This window comes from Paracoccus sp. SSJ, assembly GCF_030234105.1.
Classification (GTDB): domain Bacteria; phylum Pseudomonadota; class Alphaproteobacteria; order Rhodobacterales; family Rhodobacteraceae; genus Paracoccus; species Paracoccus denitrificans.
Window position 1 is genome coordinate 217,122 of record NZ_JASSPE010000005.1, and the last position, 15,431, is coordinate 232,552.

Below are 15,431 nucleotides of genomic sequence, written 5' to 3' on the forward strand. Positions count from 1 at the left end.
CGGGTTGCGGTCTAGGGCTTCGGACCTGTATTTGGACGGCAAAACCCCCGAAAGGAATGAATGATGCGCCCCTCTGGCCGGAATTTAAGTGATATGCGCCCGATTTCAATCGAAACGGGCATCATGCGCCATGCCGAGGGCTCTTGCCTGATCTCTTGCGGCGACACCCGCGTGCTGTGTTCGGCCAGCATCGAGGAGAAGGCGCCGCCCTTCCTGAAAGGGTCGGGCCAGGGCTGGGTGACGGCAGAATACGGCATGCTGCCGCGCGCGACCAACACCCGCAACCGGCGCGAGGCGGCGGCCGGCAAGCAATCCGGCCGCACCCAGGAAATCCAGCGCCTGATCGGCCGTGCGCTGCGTGCCGGGGTGGACCGCCGGGCCCTGGGCGAGCGGCAGATCGTCGTCGATTGCGACGTGATCCAGGCCGATGGCGGCACCCGCTGCGCCGCGATCACCGGCGGCTGGGTGGCGCTGCGGCTGGCGATGAACAAGCTGCTCAAGGCCGGCATCGTCACCGCCGATCCGATCATGGACCATGTCGCTGCTGTGTCCTGCGGCATCTATGCCGGGCAGCCAATCCTGGACCTGGACTATGCCGAGGACAGCGAGGCCGGCACCGACGGCAATTTCATCATGACCGGGGCAGGGCGGCTGATCGAGGTGCAGATGTCGGCCGAGGGTGCCACCTTCTCGCGTCCCGAGATGAACCAGTTGCTCGATCTGGCCGAAGCCGGCATCTCCGAACTGGTCCGCGCCCAGAACGAGGCCGTGGCATGCGCAGGCTGACCGAAAGAAAGCTGCTGGTCGCCACGCATAACAAGGGCAAGCTGGACGAGATCCGCGCCATGATGGCCCCGCATGGCATCGAGGTGACCTCGGCCGGCGAGATGGGCCTGCCCGAACCGGCCGAGACCGAGTCGAGCTTCATCGGCAATGCCCGCATCAAGGCCCGCGCCGCCATGCAGGCGACCGGCTTGCCGGTGCTGGCCGATGACAGCGGCATCACGGTGGACGGGCTGGACGGTGCGCCCGGCGTTTATACCGCGGACTGGGCAGAGACGCCGAATGGCCGTGACTTCATGCAGGCCATGACCCGCACCTGGACCGAACTGGACGAGCGCGGTGCCCCCGAGCCTCGCACCGCCCAGTTCCGCGCCACGCTGATCCTGCTCTGGCCCGATGGGCATGAGGAGATCTTCGAGGGCGTGGCACCCGGTCGCCTGGTCTGGCCGCCGCGCGGTGTGCATGGCCATGGCTACGACCCGATCTTCGTGCCCGACGGCCACGATGTGACCTATGCCGAGATGCCGTCCGAGCAGAAGAACGCCATCAGCCACCGCGCCCGCGCCTTTCGCAAGCTGGAGACGCTCTTTGCATAGGATCTCGACCGGCTCGCCCTTCGAATCCGCGCTTGGCTACAGCCGGGCCGTGGTGAAGGGGCCGTGGTGCTTCGTCTCGGGCACGACGGGTTATGACTATGCGGCCATGGCCATGCCCGACAGCGCCGCCGAACAGGCGCGCAACGCCTTTGCCACCATCTTCGCCACGCTGGCCGAGGCGGGTTTCGCGGTGTCGGATATCGTGCGGGTGCAATACACCATCACCGACCCGGCCTTGATCGATGAAATTGCCCCGGTGCTGGGCGAGGCGATGAAGGATGCGTTACCGGCCGCGACCATGGTTGTCGCCGGGCTCATCCGACCCGAAATGAAGGTCGAGATCGAAGTGACCGCCTATCGGGAATGAACCAGCCCATGCCAGCCCCAGCCGCCAGCACCGCGCCCCTTGCCGAGGATTGGCGGGCGGGCGGATTCGGGCTTTACGTCCATTGGCCGTTTTGCGCCGCGAAATGCCCCTATTGCGATTTCAACAGCCATGTCGTGGCGACGATCGAGCAGGGCCGCTGGCTGGCCGCCTATCGCGCCGAGATCGCGCGGCTGGGGCGCGAAACGCCGGGCCGGGTGCTGAACAGCATCTTTTTCGGCGGCGGCACGCCCAGCCTGATGGCGCCCGAGACGGTCGCCGGCGTGATCGAGGCGGCACGCGCCGCATGGCCCTTTGCCAATGACATCGAGATCACGCTGGAGGCCAACCCGACCAGCGTCGAGACCGGCCGCTTTCGCGCCTATGCGGATGCGGGCGTCAACCGCGTCTCGATGGGCGTGCAGGCGCTGAACGACGACGACCTGCGCCGGCTGGGCCGGATGCATTCGGCGGGCGAGGCCCGTGCGGCCTTCGACATCGCCCGGGATTGTTTCACGCGGGTCAGCTTCGACCTGATTTATGCGCGCCAGGACCAGGATCGCGCCCATTGGCGGCGCGAGCTGGGCGAGGCGCTCGGCATGGCCGTCGATCACCTCTCGGCCTATCAGCTGACCATCGAGCCCGGCACAGCCTTTGGCGCCCGGCACGCGAAAGGCGGGCTCAAGGGCCTGCCCGACGACGATCTGTCCGCGGACATGTATCTGGACACGCAAGAGATCTGCGCGGCGGCCGGGATGCCGACCTATGAAATCTCGAACCACGCCCGGCCCGGTGCCGAAAGCCGGCACAACCTGATCTACTGGCGGCAGGGGGATTGGGCCGCCGTGGGTCCGGGCGCGCATGGCCGGCTGACGCTGCCCTCGGGCCGCTGGGCGACCGAGGCGCATCTTGCGCCGGGCGCGTGGCTGGAGGCGGTCGAGGCGCGCGGCAACGGCGACAGCCAGCGCGAGATGCTGGGTCTTTCCGACCGGGCGCTGGAATACCTGCTGATGTCCATGCGGCTGGTCGAGGGGCTGGATGTCCCGCGCTATCTGGCGCATGGCGCCGAATTGCCGCAGGATCGGCTGATGAATCTGGCCGAGCTGGGGCTTATCTCGCTGCGGGGCGACCGTCTGGCGGCGACGGCGGCGGGGCGGCCCGTGCTCAATGCGATCCTGCGCGAACTGGCGGAGTAAGATGCGATATCTCTGGTTCTCCATGGGCTGGCTGACCTTGACGCTGGGCGCGATCGGGGTCTTCGTGCCGGTCCTGCCGACCGTGCCGTTCCTGCTGCTTGCGGTCTGGGCCTTCATGCGCTCGTCCCCCCGGCTGGGCGCGCGCATCATGCGCCACCCGCAATTCGGCCCGCCGATCCGCGCCTGGCGCAAGCGTGGCGTCATCGGCCGCGGGGCCAAGATCTGGGCCGTCGCCGGCATGTCGGCCGGCGTCGCATGGGCGGTCTGGCTGGGCCTTGATCCGCGCTTCATCGCTGCGCAGGCATTGGCCTGCACCGCCATCGCCGCCTGGCTGGTGACCCGCCCCGAGATCTGAGCCGGCAGGGATTACAACCTTTTGCCCACTTGTTCCGGCCCTGCCATGGCGCGAACCTCGGCGCATAGGTCTGAGGGGAGGAACGGGACCATGGTGGATACATCGGGGGTGAAGATCCACCCCGCAGTCGACAACGGCATCAAGCCGGCCCAGCCCGGGTTCGCGGGCGGCACGCTGCATTGCAAGTGCAGCACCAACCCGGTCCGGGTCGCGGTCCGGGCGCAGACCGCCCACAACCATGTCTGCGGCTGCACGAAATGCTGGAAGCCCGAGGGCGCGATCTTTTCGCAGGTGGCGGTGGTGGGCCGCGATGCGCTCGAAGTGCTGGAGGGCGCCGAAAAGCTCGAAATCGTCAATGCCGAGGCCCCGATCCAGCGCCATCGCTGCCGGGATTGCGGCGTGCACATGTATGGCCGGATCGAGAACAGGGACCATCCCTTCTACGGGCTGGACTTCGTCCATACCGAGCTTTCCGACGAGGACGGCTGGTCGGCGCCGGAATTTGCGGCCTTCGTCAGCTCGATCATCGAATCGGGGGTCGATCCCAGCCGCATGGAGGCGATCCGCGCCAGATTGCGCGAACTGGGGCTGGAGCCCTATGATGCGCTTTCGCCGCCGCTGATGGACGCGATCGCCACCCATATCGCGAAACGGTCCGGCGCTCTTGCGGCCTGAGCGCCTGACAGGTCACGACGATAAACGGCGGGGGTCGGTTTACCGGCCCCCGAGGCCATGAGAAGCACAACAGGCCCAGGGCCGACATGAAGGAGAAGACAAGATGAGAACCCGTGCCGCCGTGGCCCTTGAGGCTGGCAAACCGCTGGAAGTGATGGAGGTCAACCTGGAAGGCCCGAAGGCCGGCGAGGTGATGGTCGAGATCAAGGCCACCGGCATCTGCCACACCGACGAATTCACCCTGTCGGGCGCCGATCCCGAGGGGCTCTTCCCCTCGATCCTGGGCCATGAGGGCGCGGGCGTCGTGGTCGAGGTCGGCCCGGGCGTTACCTCGGTCAAGCCGGGCGATCATGTCATCCCGCTTTACACCCCCGAATGCCGGCAATGCGCGTCCTGCCTGTCGGGCAAGACCAACCTCTGCACCGCCATTCGCGCTACCCAGGGTCAGGGCCTGATGCCGGACGGAACCAGCCGGTTCAGCATGCTCGACGGCACGCCGATCTTTCATTACATGGGCTGCTCGACCTTCTCGAACTACACCGTGCTGCCGGAAATCGCGGTGGCCAAGGTGCGCGAGGACGCGCCCTTCGACAAGATCTGCTACATCGGCTGCGGCGTCACTACCGGCATCGGCGCGGTGATCAACACCGCCAAGGTGGAAATCGGCGCCAAGGCGGTGGTCTTCGGCCTGGGCGGCATCGGGCTGAACGTGCTGCAGGGGCTGCGCCTGGCCGGCGCGGACATGATCATCGGCGTCGATCTGAACGACGACAAGAAGCCGATGGCCGAGCATTTCGGCATGACGCATTTCATCAACCCGAAGAATTGCGAGAACGTGGTGCAGGAGATCGTGAACCTGACCAAGACGCCCTTCGACCAGATCGGCGGCGCGGATTACAGCTTCGACTGCACCGGCAACGTCAAGGTGATGCGCGACGCGCTGGAATGCACCCATCGCGGCTGGGGCCAGTCGATCATCATCGGCGTGGCGCCGGCGGGGGCCGAGATCAGCACCCGCCCGTTCCAGCTGGTCACCGGCCGGGTCTGGAAGGGCACGGCCTTCGGCGGCGCCCGCGGCCGCACCGACGTGCCGCAGATCGTCGACTGGTATATGGACGGCAAGATCGAGATCGACCCGATGATCACCCACACCCTGTCGCTGGACGACATCAACAAGGGCTTCGACCTGATGCATGCGGGCGAATCCATCCGCTCGGTCGTCCTTTACTGATCGTCAAGGGCTGCTTAGTTAAAAGGACGGCGGGGGCGGGCGACCGGCCCCGCCGTCAACATGAAAGGACCGATCATGGCAAAGCATTTCCACCTGGACGACGATGACGACGATGACGACGAGCGCCGCCAGGAAGGGTCTAAGGACGAGGGGCTCGGCCTGCCCGAGGGCGACAAGATCGGCAAGCTCTATTTCAAGTCGCGGACGGTGATCGTCGCCGGGCCGATCACCGACAAGCTGGCGCAGCGCACCGTGGCGCATCTGCTGGCCCTGGCCGAGGACAGCGACGAGCCGATCAACATGCTGATCTCGTCGCCCGGCGGCCATGTCGAATCCGGCGACATGATCCATGACGTGATAAAGTTCATCCGCCCGACCGTGCGCACCATCGGCTCGGGCTGGGTCGCCTCGGCCGGCGCGCTGATCTTTGTCGGCGCGGACAAGGAAAACCGCTATTGCCTGCCCAACACCCGCTTCCTGATCCACCAGCCCTCGGGCGGGATCGGCGGCACGTCCACGGACATGATGATCCAGGCCGAGCAGGTGCGGCTGATGCGCGACCGGCTGAACCAGATCTTTGCCGAGGCCACCGGCCAGCCGGTCGAGCGGATCGAAAAGGACACCCAGCGCGACTTCTGGCTGAACACGCAAGAGGCGCTGGACTACGGCCTCCTGGGCAAGGTCATCCGCTCGGTGGACGAGCTGAAATGAGCGCGGGCGGGACAGGCATCCTGATCCGTCCCGCCACGCCCGACGACCATCAGGCGATCTGGGCGATCCTGGAGCCCGTCTATCGGGCGGGCGAGACCTATTGCATCCCGCCCGACATCTCGCGGGACGAGGCGCTGGCCGACTGGTTCGCCGTGCCTTTCACGGTTTTCGTGGCCGAGCTGGACGGGCGGGTGCTGGGCACCAGCCATGTCGGCCGCAACCGGCCCGGCCCCGCAAGCCATGTCGCCAATGCCAGCTTTGCCACCCACCCGGATGCGCGTGGCCATGGTATCGCCCGCGAACTGGTCGGCCATGCCAAGGATTGGGCGCGGGCGCAGGGTTTCCGGGCGATGCAGTTCAACTTCGTCGTCTCGACCAATGCCGATGCCGTTCATTCGTGGCAGAAAGCCGGTTTCGATATTGTCGGCCGCCTGCCGGCTGCATTTCTTCATCCCCGGCATGGCTATGTGGATGCGCTGGTCATGTTCCACGACTTGACAGAAGGGAAGAACCCATGACGCTGGCCTATGAAACCGTATCGGAAAACCGCAGCTTCGGCGGTATCCAGGGCGTCTATCGCCACCAGTCGCAGGCGACCGGCACGCCGATGACCTTTGCCATCTACCTGCCGCCCGATGCCCGGCACGGCAAGGTGCCGGTGCTGTGGTATCTTTCGGGCCTGACCTGCACGCATGAAAATGCCATGACCAAGGCCGGTGCACAGGAATGGGCGGCGGAATACGGCATCGCGGTGATCTTTCCCGACACCTCGCCGCGCGGCGAAGGCGTGGCCAACGACGAGACCTACGACCTGGGCCAGGGCGCCGGCTTCTATGTCGATGCGACCGAGGCGCCCTGGGCGCCGCATTTCAGGATGTGGCACTATGTCACCCATGAACTGCCCGAGCTGGTCTTCAACAACTTCCCGCTGGACCGCGAGGCGCAGGGCATCACCGGCCATTCCATGGGCGGGCACGGTGCGCTGACCATCGCCATGACCTTCCCGGAGCGCTATCGCTCGGTCTCGGCCTTTGCGCCGATCGCGCATCCCAGCGAATCCGACTGGGGGCGCAAACAGTTCGCCGCCTATCTGGGTGACGACAAGGCGGCATGGAAAAGGCATGATTCGACCATCCTGATGCGCGAAAAGGGCTATCCCGGCGAGGTGCTGATCGACCAGGGCGCGAGCGACCAGTTCCTCGATCTTCTGAAGCCCGAGGCGCTGGCCCATGCCATGGCCGAACGTCGCCAGCCCGGCACATTCCGCATGCAAGAGGGCTACGATCACAGCTATTTCTTCGTGCAAAGCTTCATGGCCGACCATATCCGCTGGCACGCCGAGCGGCTGGGCTAGGCGGCCGGGACGGCCCAAGGGGCACCGGGCAGGGTGAGGCAGGGTGATTGCCCCATACCTATTGCCGAATTTCCCTAATACTTTGGTCCAAGGAGCCTGCCGGCCGCGTTGACGCCAATGCGGCCGGACCCGAACCTTCCAGCAGTAGGTGCTTGCGCATGAGGAGAGGCGCGACCACCGGCATGCGGAGGAAAATTCATGAAAAACCTAATGAATGGCGCCTGCCTTGCGCTGCTCATGTCCGGCACTGCGGCGCTGGCCAATGACAGCGTGCTGGCCGAGATCGCCAAGCCCCAGCAATGGGCGATCCAGATGGGCGATTACGCGAACACGCGATATTCGACCCTGGACCAGATCAACAAGGACAACGTCAAGGATCTGCGCGTCGCCTGGACCTTCTCGACCGGGGTGCTGCGCGGACACGAAGGCTCGCCGCTGGTGATCGGCGATGTCATGTATGTCCACACCCCTTTCCCAAACCGGGTGTTTGCGCTGGACCTGAACGACAGCGGCAAGATCCTGTGGCGCTATGAACCGCAGCAGGATCCAAACGTCATTGCGGTGATGTGCTGCGACACGGTCTATCGCGGCCTTTCCTATGCCGACGGCATGATCCTGCTGGGCCAGGCCGACACCACGGTCGTGGCCCTGGACGCCACGAGCGGCGAGGTGAAATGGTCGACCAAGATCGGCGACCCGGGCATCGGCGAGACGCTGACCGCCACCGTCGTTCCGGTCAAGGACAAGGTCCTGGTCGGCATCTCGGGCGGCGAATACGGCGTGCGCGGCCGGATGACCGCGCTGAACCTCACCGATGGCAGCGAGGCCTGGAAAGCCTGGTCCACCGGCCCGGACGAGGAGTTGCTGGTCGATCCCGAAACGACCACGCATCTGGGCAAGCCCATCGGCGCCGACAGCTCGCTCAACAGCTGGGAAGGCGATCAGTGGCAGATCGGCGGCGGCACGATCTGGGGCTGGTTCTCGTATGACCCGGACCTGAACCTGGTCTATTACGGCACCGGCAACCCCTCGACCTGGAACCCCTCGCAGCGGCCGGGCGACAACAAGTGGTCGATGACGATCATGGCGCGGGATGCCGATACCGGCATGGCCAAGTGGTTCTATCAGATGACGCCCCATGACGAATGGGACTATGACGGCGTCAACGAGATGATCCTGACCAACCAGACCGTCGACGGGCAAGAGCGCAAGCTGCTGACCCATTTCGACCGCAACGGCCTGGCCTATACGATGGATCGCGAGACCGGCGAGTTGCTGGTGGCCGAGAAATACGATCCGGTGGTGAACTGGACCACCGGCGTCGACATGGACCCGAATTCGGAAACCTATGGCCGCCCGGCCGTGGTGGCCGAATACTCGACCGCCCAGAACGGCGAGGACGAGAACACCACCGGCGTCTGCCCTGCGGCACTGGGTACCAAGGACCAGCAGCCGGCGGCCTTCTCGCCCAAGACCAACCTGTTCTATGTGCCGACGAACCACGTCTGCATGGATTACGAGCCGTTCCGGGTGGCCTATACCGCCGGCCAGCCCTATGTCGGCGCCACGCTGTCCATGTATCCCGCGCCGAACAGCCATGGCGGCATGGGCAACTTCATCGCCTGGGACAACACCACGGGCGAGATCAAGTGGTCCGTTCCCGAGCAGTTCTCGGTCTGGTCGGGCGCTTTGGCGACGGCGGGCGACGTGGTCTTCTACGGCACGCTGGAGGGCTATCTGAAGGCCGTCGATGCCCAGACGGGCGAGGAGCTTTACAAGTTCAAGACCCCCTCGGGCATCATCGGCAACGTGATGACCTACGAACATGGCGGCAAGCAGTATGTCGGCATCCTGTCGGGTGTCGGCGGCTGGGCCGGGATCGGCCTTGCCGCGGGCCTGACCAATCCCAACGATGGGCTTGGCGCGGTGGGCGGCTATGCCTCGCTGTCGCAATATACCGAGCTGGGCGGCCAGCTGACCGTGTTCGAACTGCCGGGCTAATACTTTGGTGCCGGAAAGCAAACTGTGACTCGAAACTGGGCGCCCCAGGGGTAACCTTGGGGCGCGCCATCATCTTCGGGTGACAGCCAGGGAGGAAATTCATGACCAGCAAGACGACCGCCAGTCTTTTGGCGATCTGTGTCGCATGCGCGGCCTCTGCCATCGCCGGAACGGCCCTTGCGCAGACCGCCGAAACGCCCCCGGCCCAGGCCGGGGCAGGCGCTGCCGCCGCCGTCTCGGGCGATGCGCAGCAGCAACCGGCCGCGGAAGCCCCCGCCGAAGAGGAGGAGGAGACGCCAGCGGTCGCCGCAACGGACGGCAAGCTTGTGCTGCCGAACGGCCAGGACATCACCCCGGACCATATGGAGAACGGCCGGTGGTATACGGCCGAGGATATCCCGACCTACAAGATCGCCGAGGACGGCGCGGTGGATTGGGCGACCTTCTCGGGCTATCGCCGCTATTCCGCCGAATGCCATGTCTGCCACGGCCCGGATGGCGAGGGTTCGACCTATGCCCCGGCCCTGCGGAAATCGGTGCTGACCATGGGCTATTACGATTTCCTGGAGATCGCCGCCTCGGGCAAGCAAGAGGTCAACACCGCCGCCAATCTGGTCATGCCGGCCTTTGGCACCAACAAGAACGTCTGGTGCTATATCGACGACATCTATGCCTATCTGCTGGCGCGGGGCACGGGAGACTTGCCGCGCGGCCGCCCGGCGAAGAGAGAGGACAAGTCCGATGAATTCGTTGCGCAGGAAGATTCCTGCATGAGCGGATGAGACGCGCCCTTACCCTTGCCGTCCTGGCGACCTGCGCCGTGCTGCCCGCCTTGGCGCAGGTTGCCGACCTGCGCTCCAAGACCGAGTTCCGGGTCTGTGCCGATCCCGCCGCGGTGCCGATGTCGTCCCAGGACGGCAAGGGCTTCGAGAACCGCATCGCCCAGCTTTTCGCCGAAAAGCTGGGCGTGCCGGTCGCCTATACCTGGTTCCCGCAGGGTCCCGGCTTCATCCGCAAGACCCTGCGCGCCGGGCTGTGCGATGTCGTCATCGGCTATGCCCAGGGCGACGAGATGGTGCAGAATACCAATCATTACTACACCTCGGCCTATGGCATCGTGACGCGCAAGGACAGCCCGCTGGCCTCGGTCGAGGCGCTGGATGATCCGGCGCTCGGTGGCCATCCCATCGGCGTGGTGGCGGGCACGCCGCCTGCAAGCAACCTGGCGCGGGCGGGGCTGGCCAAGAACATGCGCGGCTGGGACCTGTTCGTGGATCGCCGGGTCGAGGACCCGGTGGGCGACATGCTTGCGCAGGTGAAGTCGGGCGAACTGGCTGCCGCGGTGATCTGGGGTCCGCTGGCCGGACCGCTGGTCAAGCAGGATCCTGAACTGCAATTTACCCCGCTTCTCAAGGAAAGCGACGGGCCGCGCATGTTCTATCGCATCACCATGGGCGTGCGCTTGGGCGAGCAGGAATGGAAGCGCGAGCTGAACAGCCTGATCCGCCGCCACCAGGACGAGATCGACGCCATCCTGCGCGATGCCGGGGTGCCGCTGCTGGACGATTACGGCAAGGCTTTGAAACAATGAGATGGGCCTGGGCGGCGCTGGCTGTGGTTCTGGCCGGCGCGGTCCAGGCCCAAGTGCCCGAGCCGCCAAGCTTTCATGGCGAGCCCTATCGGTCCGAGACCCCGGCCACCCTGGCCGGCGCGCAGGTGATCGATGCGGCCGAGGCGATGCGGCTGCATGCGCAAGGCGTGCCCTTTATCGACGTTCTGCCCCGCACCGCCCGGCCCGAGGGCTTGCCCGAAGGCACGTTTTGGAACGAACCGCCGCATCCGTCCATTCCCGGCGCGGCCTGGCTTTACGATACCGGATATGACCGGCTGGCCCCGGCGGAACAGGCGCGGCTGGCCGAGGGGCTGGCACGGCTGTCGGGGGGCGACAGGGCGGCGCCCATGGTGATCTTTTGCAAGCGCGACTGCTGGATGAGCTGGAATGCCGCCAAGCGCGCCGTGGCGCTGGGCTATCGCGGCGTGATCTGGTTTCCCGACGGGGTCGAGGGCTGGCAGGAGCAGGGCGGTTCCCTGGAACCTGCCAGCCCTGCCGGCCCATGACTCGTCAAGAGGCCGGCAGGCGGCGGATTGGTCATTCCGCCTTGCCGAACCTTTCGGCCAGCGCGTCGAGACCGGCCTGGTAGACCCCGGTTACCGCCTGGATCGCCGCCTCGTCGCTCAGTTCGGGCGGAGGCTCGTTGTTCGGATAGCCGCGATAGAAGCCGCCCTTCCAGTTGACCACGGCCTTGCCGCCCTCATCCTTGACGCAAAGCGTCGCGGCATAATTCGTCACCGGCAGGACCGTCACCTCGACCGCCTCGATCCGATAGGCATAGCAGTGTTTTTCGGGCTGCCATTTCGACAGGACCTCGGTGATGGTCGGGTCGCCTGCGTCGGATTTCAGATGCAACACGCGGGTGGATGTCTCGGGCTGGTCGGCCGAGCCGTCGCCGGTCAGTTCCAGGCTGGCGATCGCCGGATGCCAGCTCATGTCGTCGAATCTGCCGATTGCGGTCCAGACCTCGTCCGGGGTGGCATCCAGCTTTTGCTGCATCTCCAGCTTCAGCCGCGGCGGGCCATGCGCCTCGGCGGCCGGTGCCAGCGCCATGGCTGCTCCCATCGTCAGGGCCAACAGTCGGATCATCCGTCACTCCTCCCGAAAGATGATGTTCTTCAATAGGTAGAGATAGCCGCGGCGAAAGCTTTCGTCGGTATTGCCGCGGATATCGACCACGCCGGCGCGGACCGTGTCGCCGCTTTCGGCATCGCGGATATAAAGGTTCAGGGACAGGATCAGGTTCGAGACCTTCTGCACCTCGCCCGAGATCGCGTAATGCGCGCCCATATCGCGCGCGATGCGGCTGTCGCTGCCGTTGGACTGGGTCGGGTTCTTGATCCGCGCCACCTGGTCGGCGGGCGGATTGAGCAGGGTAAAGCCGCGGCTGCGCAGGTCCTCGGCGATGACCGTCTCGGCCATCTCGATGCGGCGGGTCTCGTCCTCGCGCACGCCGTTGATCGCGCCCTCGGTCGAGGTGTCGATGAAATGCAGGCCGAACCAGACGGCGCTGTCGGGCGATGGTGCGGAACCGTGAGCCGGCTGGGCCGCCCCGGTGCCCGCTCCGGCCAGGGCGGCGGCACAGACGATCAGGATCAGCCGCAGAAATGCCATGCGCAGACCATGCGCCCGGCCCGCGTGTGCGTCCATAGGACGAAAGTCCCTAGGACTTAGGTATCAGGGGATTTTCCCCGATCAAACCCGGGGCATCTGCCGGGTTGGCGCAGGCGGATTGGCCCGGCATGATACCGGTGGGAGGAAGGCCATGAAAGGCAGAATCATCATACTTTTGGCTGGTTTGTCCATGGCAAATCCGGCCCTTGCACAGGATTCCCCGGACGCGCAGACCGTGCGCGCCGCGGTGCTGCGGGTGGACGTGCCCAGCCTGCCGCCGATCTCGCGGCTGGATGCCCCGCCCCAGGATCTGGGCTTTGCGGGCGCGCGGCTCGCCATCGAGGACAACGATACCACCGGCCGCTTCATGGGCCAGGATTTCGAGGCGCTGGAGGTTACCGCCACCCCCGAAACCGCCGCGGCCGAGATGGACAAGCTGCTGGCCGAGGGCATCCCCTTCATCGTCACTTTGGCCGATGATGCCGAAACGCTGGCACTGGCCGACCAGGCCGGAGACCGGGCCCTGGTTCTGAATGCGCGGGCGCGGGGCGACCACCTGCGCGGCAAGGATTGCCGCTTCAACGTGATCCACGCCGCGCCCAGCCATGCGATGCTGGCGGATGCGCTGGCGCAGTTCCTGATGTGGAAGAAATGGCCGAATTGGTTCCTGATCGCCGGCAGCCATCCCGAGGATGTGGCGCTGGCCGATGCCTATCGCCGCGCTGCGACCAAATTCGGAGCCAGGATCGTCGAGGCCCGCACCTATGAGGATACCGGCGGCAGCCGGCGCAGCGACAGCGGCCATGTGCAGGTCCAGCAACAGATGCCGGTCTTTACCCAGCGCGCGCCGGCCCATGACGTGCTGATCGCGGCGGACGAGAACGGCGTCTTTGCCGACTGGCTGCCCTATGCGACCTGGGATGCGCGCCCGGTCGCGGGCTCGGCCGGGCTGGTGCCGCGCAGCTGGGCGCCCTCGCTGGAAGCCTGGGGGGCGACGCAGTTCCAGAACCGTTTCGAAAAGCTGGCCGGCCGCCCGATCCGCGAGGAGGATTACCAGACCTGGATCGCGCTGCGCATGATCGGCGAGGCGGCGACACGGACGCAAAGCACCGATCCCGCCACGCTCAAGGAATTCATGCTGTCCGAGAATTTCGAGGTCGCGGGCTTCAAGGGCCAGAAGCTGACCTTGCGCGACTGGGACCACCAGCTGCGCCAGCCGATCCTGCTGGCCACGGGTTCCGTCACCGCCTCGGTCAGCCCGCAGGACCAGTATCTGCACCAGAACTCGGCGCTGGACACGCTGGGCTTCGACCGTCCCGAAACCGAATGCAAGTTCTGAGGTGAACGATGAAAGTTTCAACCGCCATCCTGACCTCGGCCCTGTGCCTTGGTTTCGCCCTGCCGGCCGCCGCCAACCGGGTCTTCGTCAGCAATGAAAAGGGCAATGACGTGACCGTGCTGGACAGCGAGACGCTGGAGGTGATCGGCACCTATCCGGTCGGTGCCCGCCCGCGCGGCATCACCATCAGCCCCGACGGGAAAGAGCTTTACGTCTGCGCCTCGGACGACGACCTGGTGCGGGTGTTCAACCCCGAGACGATGGAGGAGATGCATACGCTGCCCTCGGGCCCCGACCCCGAGCTTTTCGTGCTGCACCCTTCGGGCAACCCGCTTTACATCGCGAACGAGGACGACAACCTGGTGACCGTGGTCGACACCCAGACCCATAAGGTCCTGGCCGAGATCCCGGTCGGCGTCGAGCCCGAGGGCATGGGCGTCAGCCCCGACGGCAAGGTGGTGATCAACACCTCGGAAACCACCAACATGGCGCATTTCATCGACAGCGAAAGCTTCGAGATCTTTGCCAATGTCCTGGTGGATTCGCGCCCGCGCTTCGCGCAGTTCAACGATGCGGGAACCAAGCTTTACGTCAGCTCGGAAATCGGCGGCACGGTCAGCGTGATCGATCCGGCGACGCAGGAGATCACCAGGAAGATCAGCTTCGAGATCCCCGGCGTCCTGCCCGAGGCCATCCAGCCGGTCGGCGTGCGCGTGACGAGCGACGGCAGCAAGGTCTTTGTCGCCCTGGGTCCCGCGAACCGCGTGGCCGTGATCAATGGCGAGACGGACGAGGTCGAGGATTACCTGCTGGTCGGCCAGCGCGTCTGGCAGATGGCCTTCACGCCGGACGAGAAATACCTGTTCACCACCAACGGCAATTCCAACGATGTCTCGGTGATCGACGTGGCGGCGCTGACGGTCGTCAAGTCCGTGCCCGTGGGCCAGCAGCCCTGGGGCGTGGTCGTCGCGCCCAACTGACAGTCCAAGAGGGAGAAAGAACCATGACCCGTTTGCTGACCATCCTGCTGCTCATGGCCGGCCTGGCCCTGCCTGCCACGGCGCAGGAAACCATGCCCGAAGCCGGTGCTGCGGCCGATGGCGCCGCCGCCGCAGAACAGGACGACGATGACGACGACGATGATGACGACAACGGCGAGGCAGCCGGGGCCGCCGAGGGCGTGCACGAGGCCGGGTCCAAGTTCGACTTCGGTTTCTCGGGGATCATGGCGCGCGACAACCGCACCCAGCTTGCGCCGCTGACGCTGGCGTCCGGCAAGCCGGTCGCGACGGCGGAATACAAGCTGAAATCGGGCGGCTTCTATCGCATCGACATCAACGCGGACGGCAGCCAGGAACTGGCGCTGTCGGGCGGCGACTTCTTCCGCGCCATCTGGGTCAACGAAATCGTCATCAACGACATCGAGATCCGGCCGATGGGCGTGCATTCGCTGGAATTCGACGATGCCGGCACCGCGACGATCAGCTTCATCGCCATCGTTCCGGGCCGCTATACGCTGTCGATCCCCGGCTCGCAGGGTGAAACCCAGCAGGCGGTGTTCAACATCCAGTAACAAAGGGGGCGGGGTCTTTGGCTCCGC

At 65.7% G+C, this 15,431-nt stretch carries 19 protein-coding genes; 17 read left to right on the forward strand and 2 right to left on the reverse strand.

The annotated features are described in order from the left end of the window. The first annotated feature begins 63 nt into the window (after nucleotides 1-63). The 14 genes from rph to QPR87_RS07715 all read left to right on the forward strand — a co-directional run bounded on the left by rph (nucleotide 64) and on the right by QPR87_RS07715 (nucleotide 11,384). Nucleotides 64-786, forward strand: coding sequence for a ribonuclease PH (gene rph, locus QPR87_RS07650; protein WP_230999684.1), 723 nt, complete (start codon nucleotides 64-66; stop codon nucleotides 784-786). Then, nucleotides 774-1,379 carry an RdgB/HAM1 family non-canonical purine NTP pyrophosphatase gene (gene rdgB, locus QPR87_RS07655; protein ID WP_104493189.1) on the forward strand — a complete coding sequence of 202 codons (606 nt, stop codon included), beginning with the start codon at nucleotides 774-776 and terminating at the stop codon, nucleotides 1,377-1,379. The genes rph and rdgB overlap by 13 nt, the downstream gene beginning before the upstream one ends. Beyond that, nucleotides 1,372-1,746 carry a RidA family protein gene (locus QPR87_RS07660; protein WP_285048993.1) on the forward strand — a complete coding sequence of 125 codons (375 nt, stop codon included), beginning with the start codon at nucleotides 1,372-1,374 and terminating at the stop codon, nucleotides 1,744-1,746. The genes rdgB and QPR87_RS07660 overlap by 8 nt, the downstream gene beginning before the upstream one ends. 8 nt (nucleotides 1,747-1,754) lie before the next feature. After that, entirely contained in the window at nucleotides 1,755-2,939 is a 1,185-nt protein-coding gene (gene hemW, locus QPR87_RS07665) for a radical SAM family heme chaperone HemW (protein ID WP_285048994.1), read from the forward strand. Nucleotide 2,940: 1 nt separating this feature from the next. Then, complete coding sequence (locus QPR87_RS07670; protein ID WP_104493191.1) at nucleotides 2,941-3,294, forward strand: YbaN family protein; 354 nt, start codon at nucleotides 2,941-2,943, stop codon at nucleotides 3,292-3,294. Nucleotides 3,295-3,384: 90 nt separating this feature from the next. Beyond that, nucleotides 3,385-3,969, forward strand: a complete 585-nt coding sequence (gene gfa / locus QPR87_RS07675) for an S-(hydroxymethyl)glutathione synthase (protein ID WP_011746365.1) — start codon at nucleotides 3,385-3,387, stop codon at nucleotides 3,967-3,969. Between the two features lie 103 nt (nucleotides 3,970-4,072). Then, a complete protein-coding gene (locus QPR87_RS07680; RefSeq protein ID WP_011746366.1) occupies nucleotides 4,073-5,200 on the forward strand; it encodes an S-(hydroxymethyl)glutathione dehydrogenase/class III alcohol dehydrogenase in 1,128 nt (375 codons plus the stop codon). 75 nt (nucleotides 5,201-5,275) lie between these two features. Next, a complete protein-coding gene (locus QPR87_RS07685) occupies nucleotides 5,276-5,911 on the forward strand; it encodes an ATP-dependent Clp protease proteolytic subunit (RefSeq protein WP_011746367.1) in 636 nt (211 codons plus the stop codon). Beyond that, nucleotides 5,908-6,429, forward strand: a complete 522-nt coding sequence (locus QPR87_RS07690; protein ID WP_104493192.1) for a GNAT family N-acetyltransferase — start codon at nucleotides 5,908-5,910, stop codon at nucleotides 6,427-6,429. The genes QPR87_RS07685 and QPR87_RS07690 overlap by 4 nt, the downstream gene beginning before the upstream one ends. Next, nucleotides 6,426-7,265, forward strand: coding sequence for an S-formylglutathione hydrolase (gene fghA, locus QPR87_RS07695; RefSeq protein WP_285048996.1), 840 nt, complete (start codon nucleotides 6,426-6,428; stop codon nucleotides 7,263-7,265). The genes QPR87_RS07690 and fghA overlap by 4 nt, the downstream gene beginning before the upstream one ends. A 198-nt stretch (nucleotides 7,266-7,463) precedes the next feature. Further along, entirely contained in the window at nucleotides 7,464-9,266 is a 1,803-nt protein-coding gene (locus tag QPR87_RS07700) for a methanol/ethanol family PQQ-dependent dehydrogenase (protein ID WP_285048997.1), read from the forward strand. 101 nt (nucleotides 9,267-9,367) lie between these two features. Then, the gene (locus QPR87_RS07705) at nucleotides 9,368-10,048 is read left to right on the forward strand and encodes a c-type cytochrome, methanol metabolism-related (protein ID WP_011746371.1); all 681 of its coding nucleotides are present in this window, start codon (nucleotides 9,368-9,370) and stop codon (nucleotides 10,046-10,048) included. After that, a complete protein-coding gene (locus QPR87_RS07710; RefSeq protein ID WP_285049000.1) occupies nucleotides 10,045-10,857 on the forward strand; it encodes a substrate-binding domain-containing protein in 813 nt (270 codons plus the stop codon). The genes QPR87_RS07705 and QPR87_RS07710 overlap by 4 nt, the downstream gene beginning before the upstream one ends. After that, nucleotides 10,854-11,384, forward strand: a complete 531-nt coding sequence (locus QPR87_RS07715; RefSeq protein ID WP_285049002.1) for a PQQ-dependent catabolism-associated CXXCW motif protein — start codon at nucleotides 10,854-10,856, stop codon at nucleotides 11,382-11,384. Before QPR87_RS07710 ends, QPR87_RS07715 begins: the two co-directional genes overlap by 4 nt. A gap of 31 nt (nucleotides 11,385-11,415) precedes the next feature. Here QPR87_RS07715 and QPR87_RS07720 read toward each other — a convergent pair whose 3' ends face one another. After that, entirely contained in the window at nucleotides 11,416-11,967 is a 552-nt protein-coding gene (locus QPR87_RS07720; protein ID WP_104493197.1) for an SRPBCC family protein, read from the reverse strand. A gap of 3 nt (nucleotides 11,968-11,970) precedes the next feature. Then, complete coding sequence (locus QPR87_RS07725) at nucleotides 11,971-12,492, reverse strand: DUF3280 domain-containing protein (protein WP_285049004.1); 522 nt, start codon at nucleotides 12,490-12,492, stop codon at nucleotides 11,971-11,973. A gap of 190 nt (nucleotides 12,493-12,682) precedes the next feature. Between QPR87_RS07725 and QPR87_RS07730 the strand changes: the two genes are divergently transcribed. The 3 genes from QPR87_RS07730 to QPR87_RS07740 are packed head-to-tail and all read left to right on the forward strand — an operon-like array spanning nucleotide 12,683 to nucleotide 15,404. Then, complete coding sequence (locus tag QPR87_RS07730; RefSeq protein WP_199766668.1) at nucleotides 12,683-13,831, forward strand: lanthanide ABC transporter ABC transporter substrate-binding protein PedA1; 1,149 nt, start codon at nucleotides 12,683-12,685, stop codon at nucleotides 13,829-13,831. Between the two features lie 8 nt (nucleotides 13,832-13,839). Further along, nucleotides 13,840-14,811: a YVTN family beta-propeller repeat protein gene (locus tag QPR87_RS07735; protein WP_011746377.1), complete on the forward strand. Its 972-nt coding sequence runs from the start codon at nucleotides 13,840-13,842 to the stop codon at nucleotides 14,809-14,811. A 23-nt stretch (nucleotides 14,812-14,834) separates the two neighbouring features. Then, nucleotides 14,835-15,404 carry a cupredoxin domain-containing protein gene (locus QPR87_RS07740; protein WP_285049006.1) on the forward strand — a complete coding sequence of 190 codons (570 nt, stop codon included), beginning with the start codon at nucleotides 14,835-14,837 and terminating at the stop codon, nucleotides 15,402-15,404. Nucleotides 15,405-15,431: the final 27 nt, after the last annotated feature.

Excerpts from the sequence above, each read along its gene's own strand:
- QPR87_RS07715 (WP_285049002.1), top strand. The coding sequence starts at position 10,854 with ATGAGATGGGCCTGGGCGGCGCTGGCTGTGGTTCTGGCCGGCGCGGTC.
- QPR87_RS07670 (WP_104493191.1), top strand. The coding sequence starts at position 2,941 with ATGCGATATCTCTGGTTCTCCATGGGCTGGCTGACCTTGACGCTGGGC.
- QPR87_RS07685 (WP_011746367.1), top strand. The coding sequence starts at position 5,276 with ATGGCAAAGCATTTCCACCTGGACGACGATGACGACGATGACGACGAG.
- rph (WP_230999684.1), top strand. The coding sequence starts at position 64 with ATGCGCCCCTCTGGCCGGAATTTAAGTGATATGCGCCCGATTTCAATC.
- QPR87_RS07720 (WP_104493197.1), bottom strand. The coding sequence starts at position 11,967 with ATGATCCGACTGTTGGCCCTGACGATGGGAGCAGCCATGGCGCTGGCA.
- hemW (WP_285048994.1), top strand. The coding sequence starts at position 1,755 with ATGCCAGCCCCAGCCGCCAGCACCGCGCCCCTTGCCGAGGATTGGCGG.
- QPR87_RS07735 (WP_011746377.1), top strand. The coding sequence starts at position 13,840 with ATGAAAGTTTCAACCGCCATCCTGACCTCGGCCCTGTGCCTTGGTTTC.
- QPR87_RS07725 (WP_285049004.1), bottom strand. The coding sequence starts at position 12,492 with ATGGCATTTCTGCGGCTGATCCTGATCGTCTGTGCCGCCGCCCTGGCC.
- QPR87_RS07710 (WP_285049000.1), top strand. The coding sequence starts at position 10,045 with ATGAGACGCGCCCTTACCCTTGCCGTCCTGGCGACCTGCGCCGTGCTG.
- QPR87_RS07705 (WP_011746371.1), top strand. The coding sequence starts at position 9,368 with ATGACCAGCAAGACGACCGCCAGTCTTTTGGCGATCTGTGTCGCATGC.
- rdgB (WP_104493189.1), top strand. The coding sequence starts at position 774 with ATGCGCAGGCTGACCGAAAGAAAGCTGCTGGTCGCCACGCATAACAAG.
- QPR87_RS07740 (WP_285049006.1), top strand. The coding sequence starts at position 14,835 with ATGACCCGTTTGCTGACCATCCTGCTGCTCATGGCCGGCCTGGCCCTG.
- QPR87_RS07700 (WP_285048997.1), top strand. The coding sequence starts at position 7,464 with ATGAAAAACCTAATGAATGGCGCCTGCCTTGCGCTGCTCATGTCCGGC.
- QPR87_RS07730 (WP_199766668.1), top strand. The coding sequence starts at position 12,683 with ATGGCAAATCCGGCCCTTGCACAGGATTCCCCGGACGCGCAGACCGTG.
- fghA (WP_285048996.1), top strand. The coding sequence starts at position 6,426 with ATGACGCTGGCCTATGAAACCGTATCGGAAAACCGCAGCTTCGGCGGT.
- QPR87_RS07680 (WP_011746366.1), top strand. The coding sequence starts at position 4,073 with ATGAGAACCCGTGCCGCCGTGGCCCTTGAGGCTGGCAAACCGCTGGAA.
- gfa (WP_011746365.1), top strand. The coding sequence starts at position 3,385 with ATGGTGGATACATCGGGGGTGAAGATCCACCCCGCAGTCGACAACGGC.
- QPR87_RS07690 (WP_104493192.1), top strand. The coding sequence starts at position 5,908 with ATGAGCGCGGGCGGGACAGGCATCCTGATCCGTCCCGCCACGCCCGAC.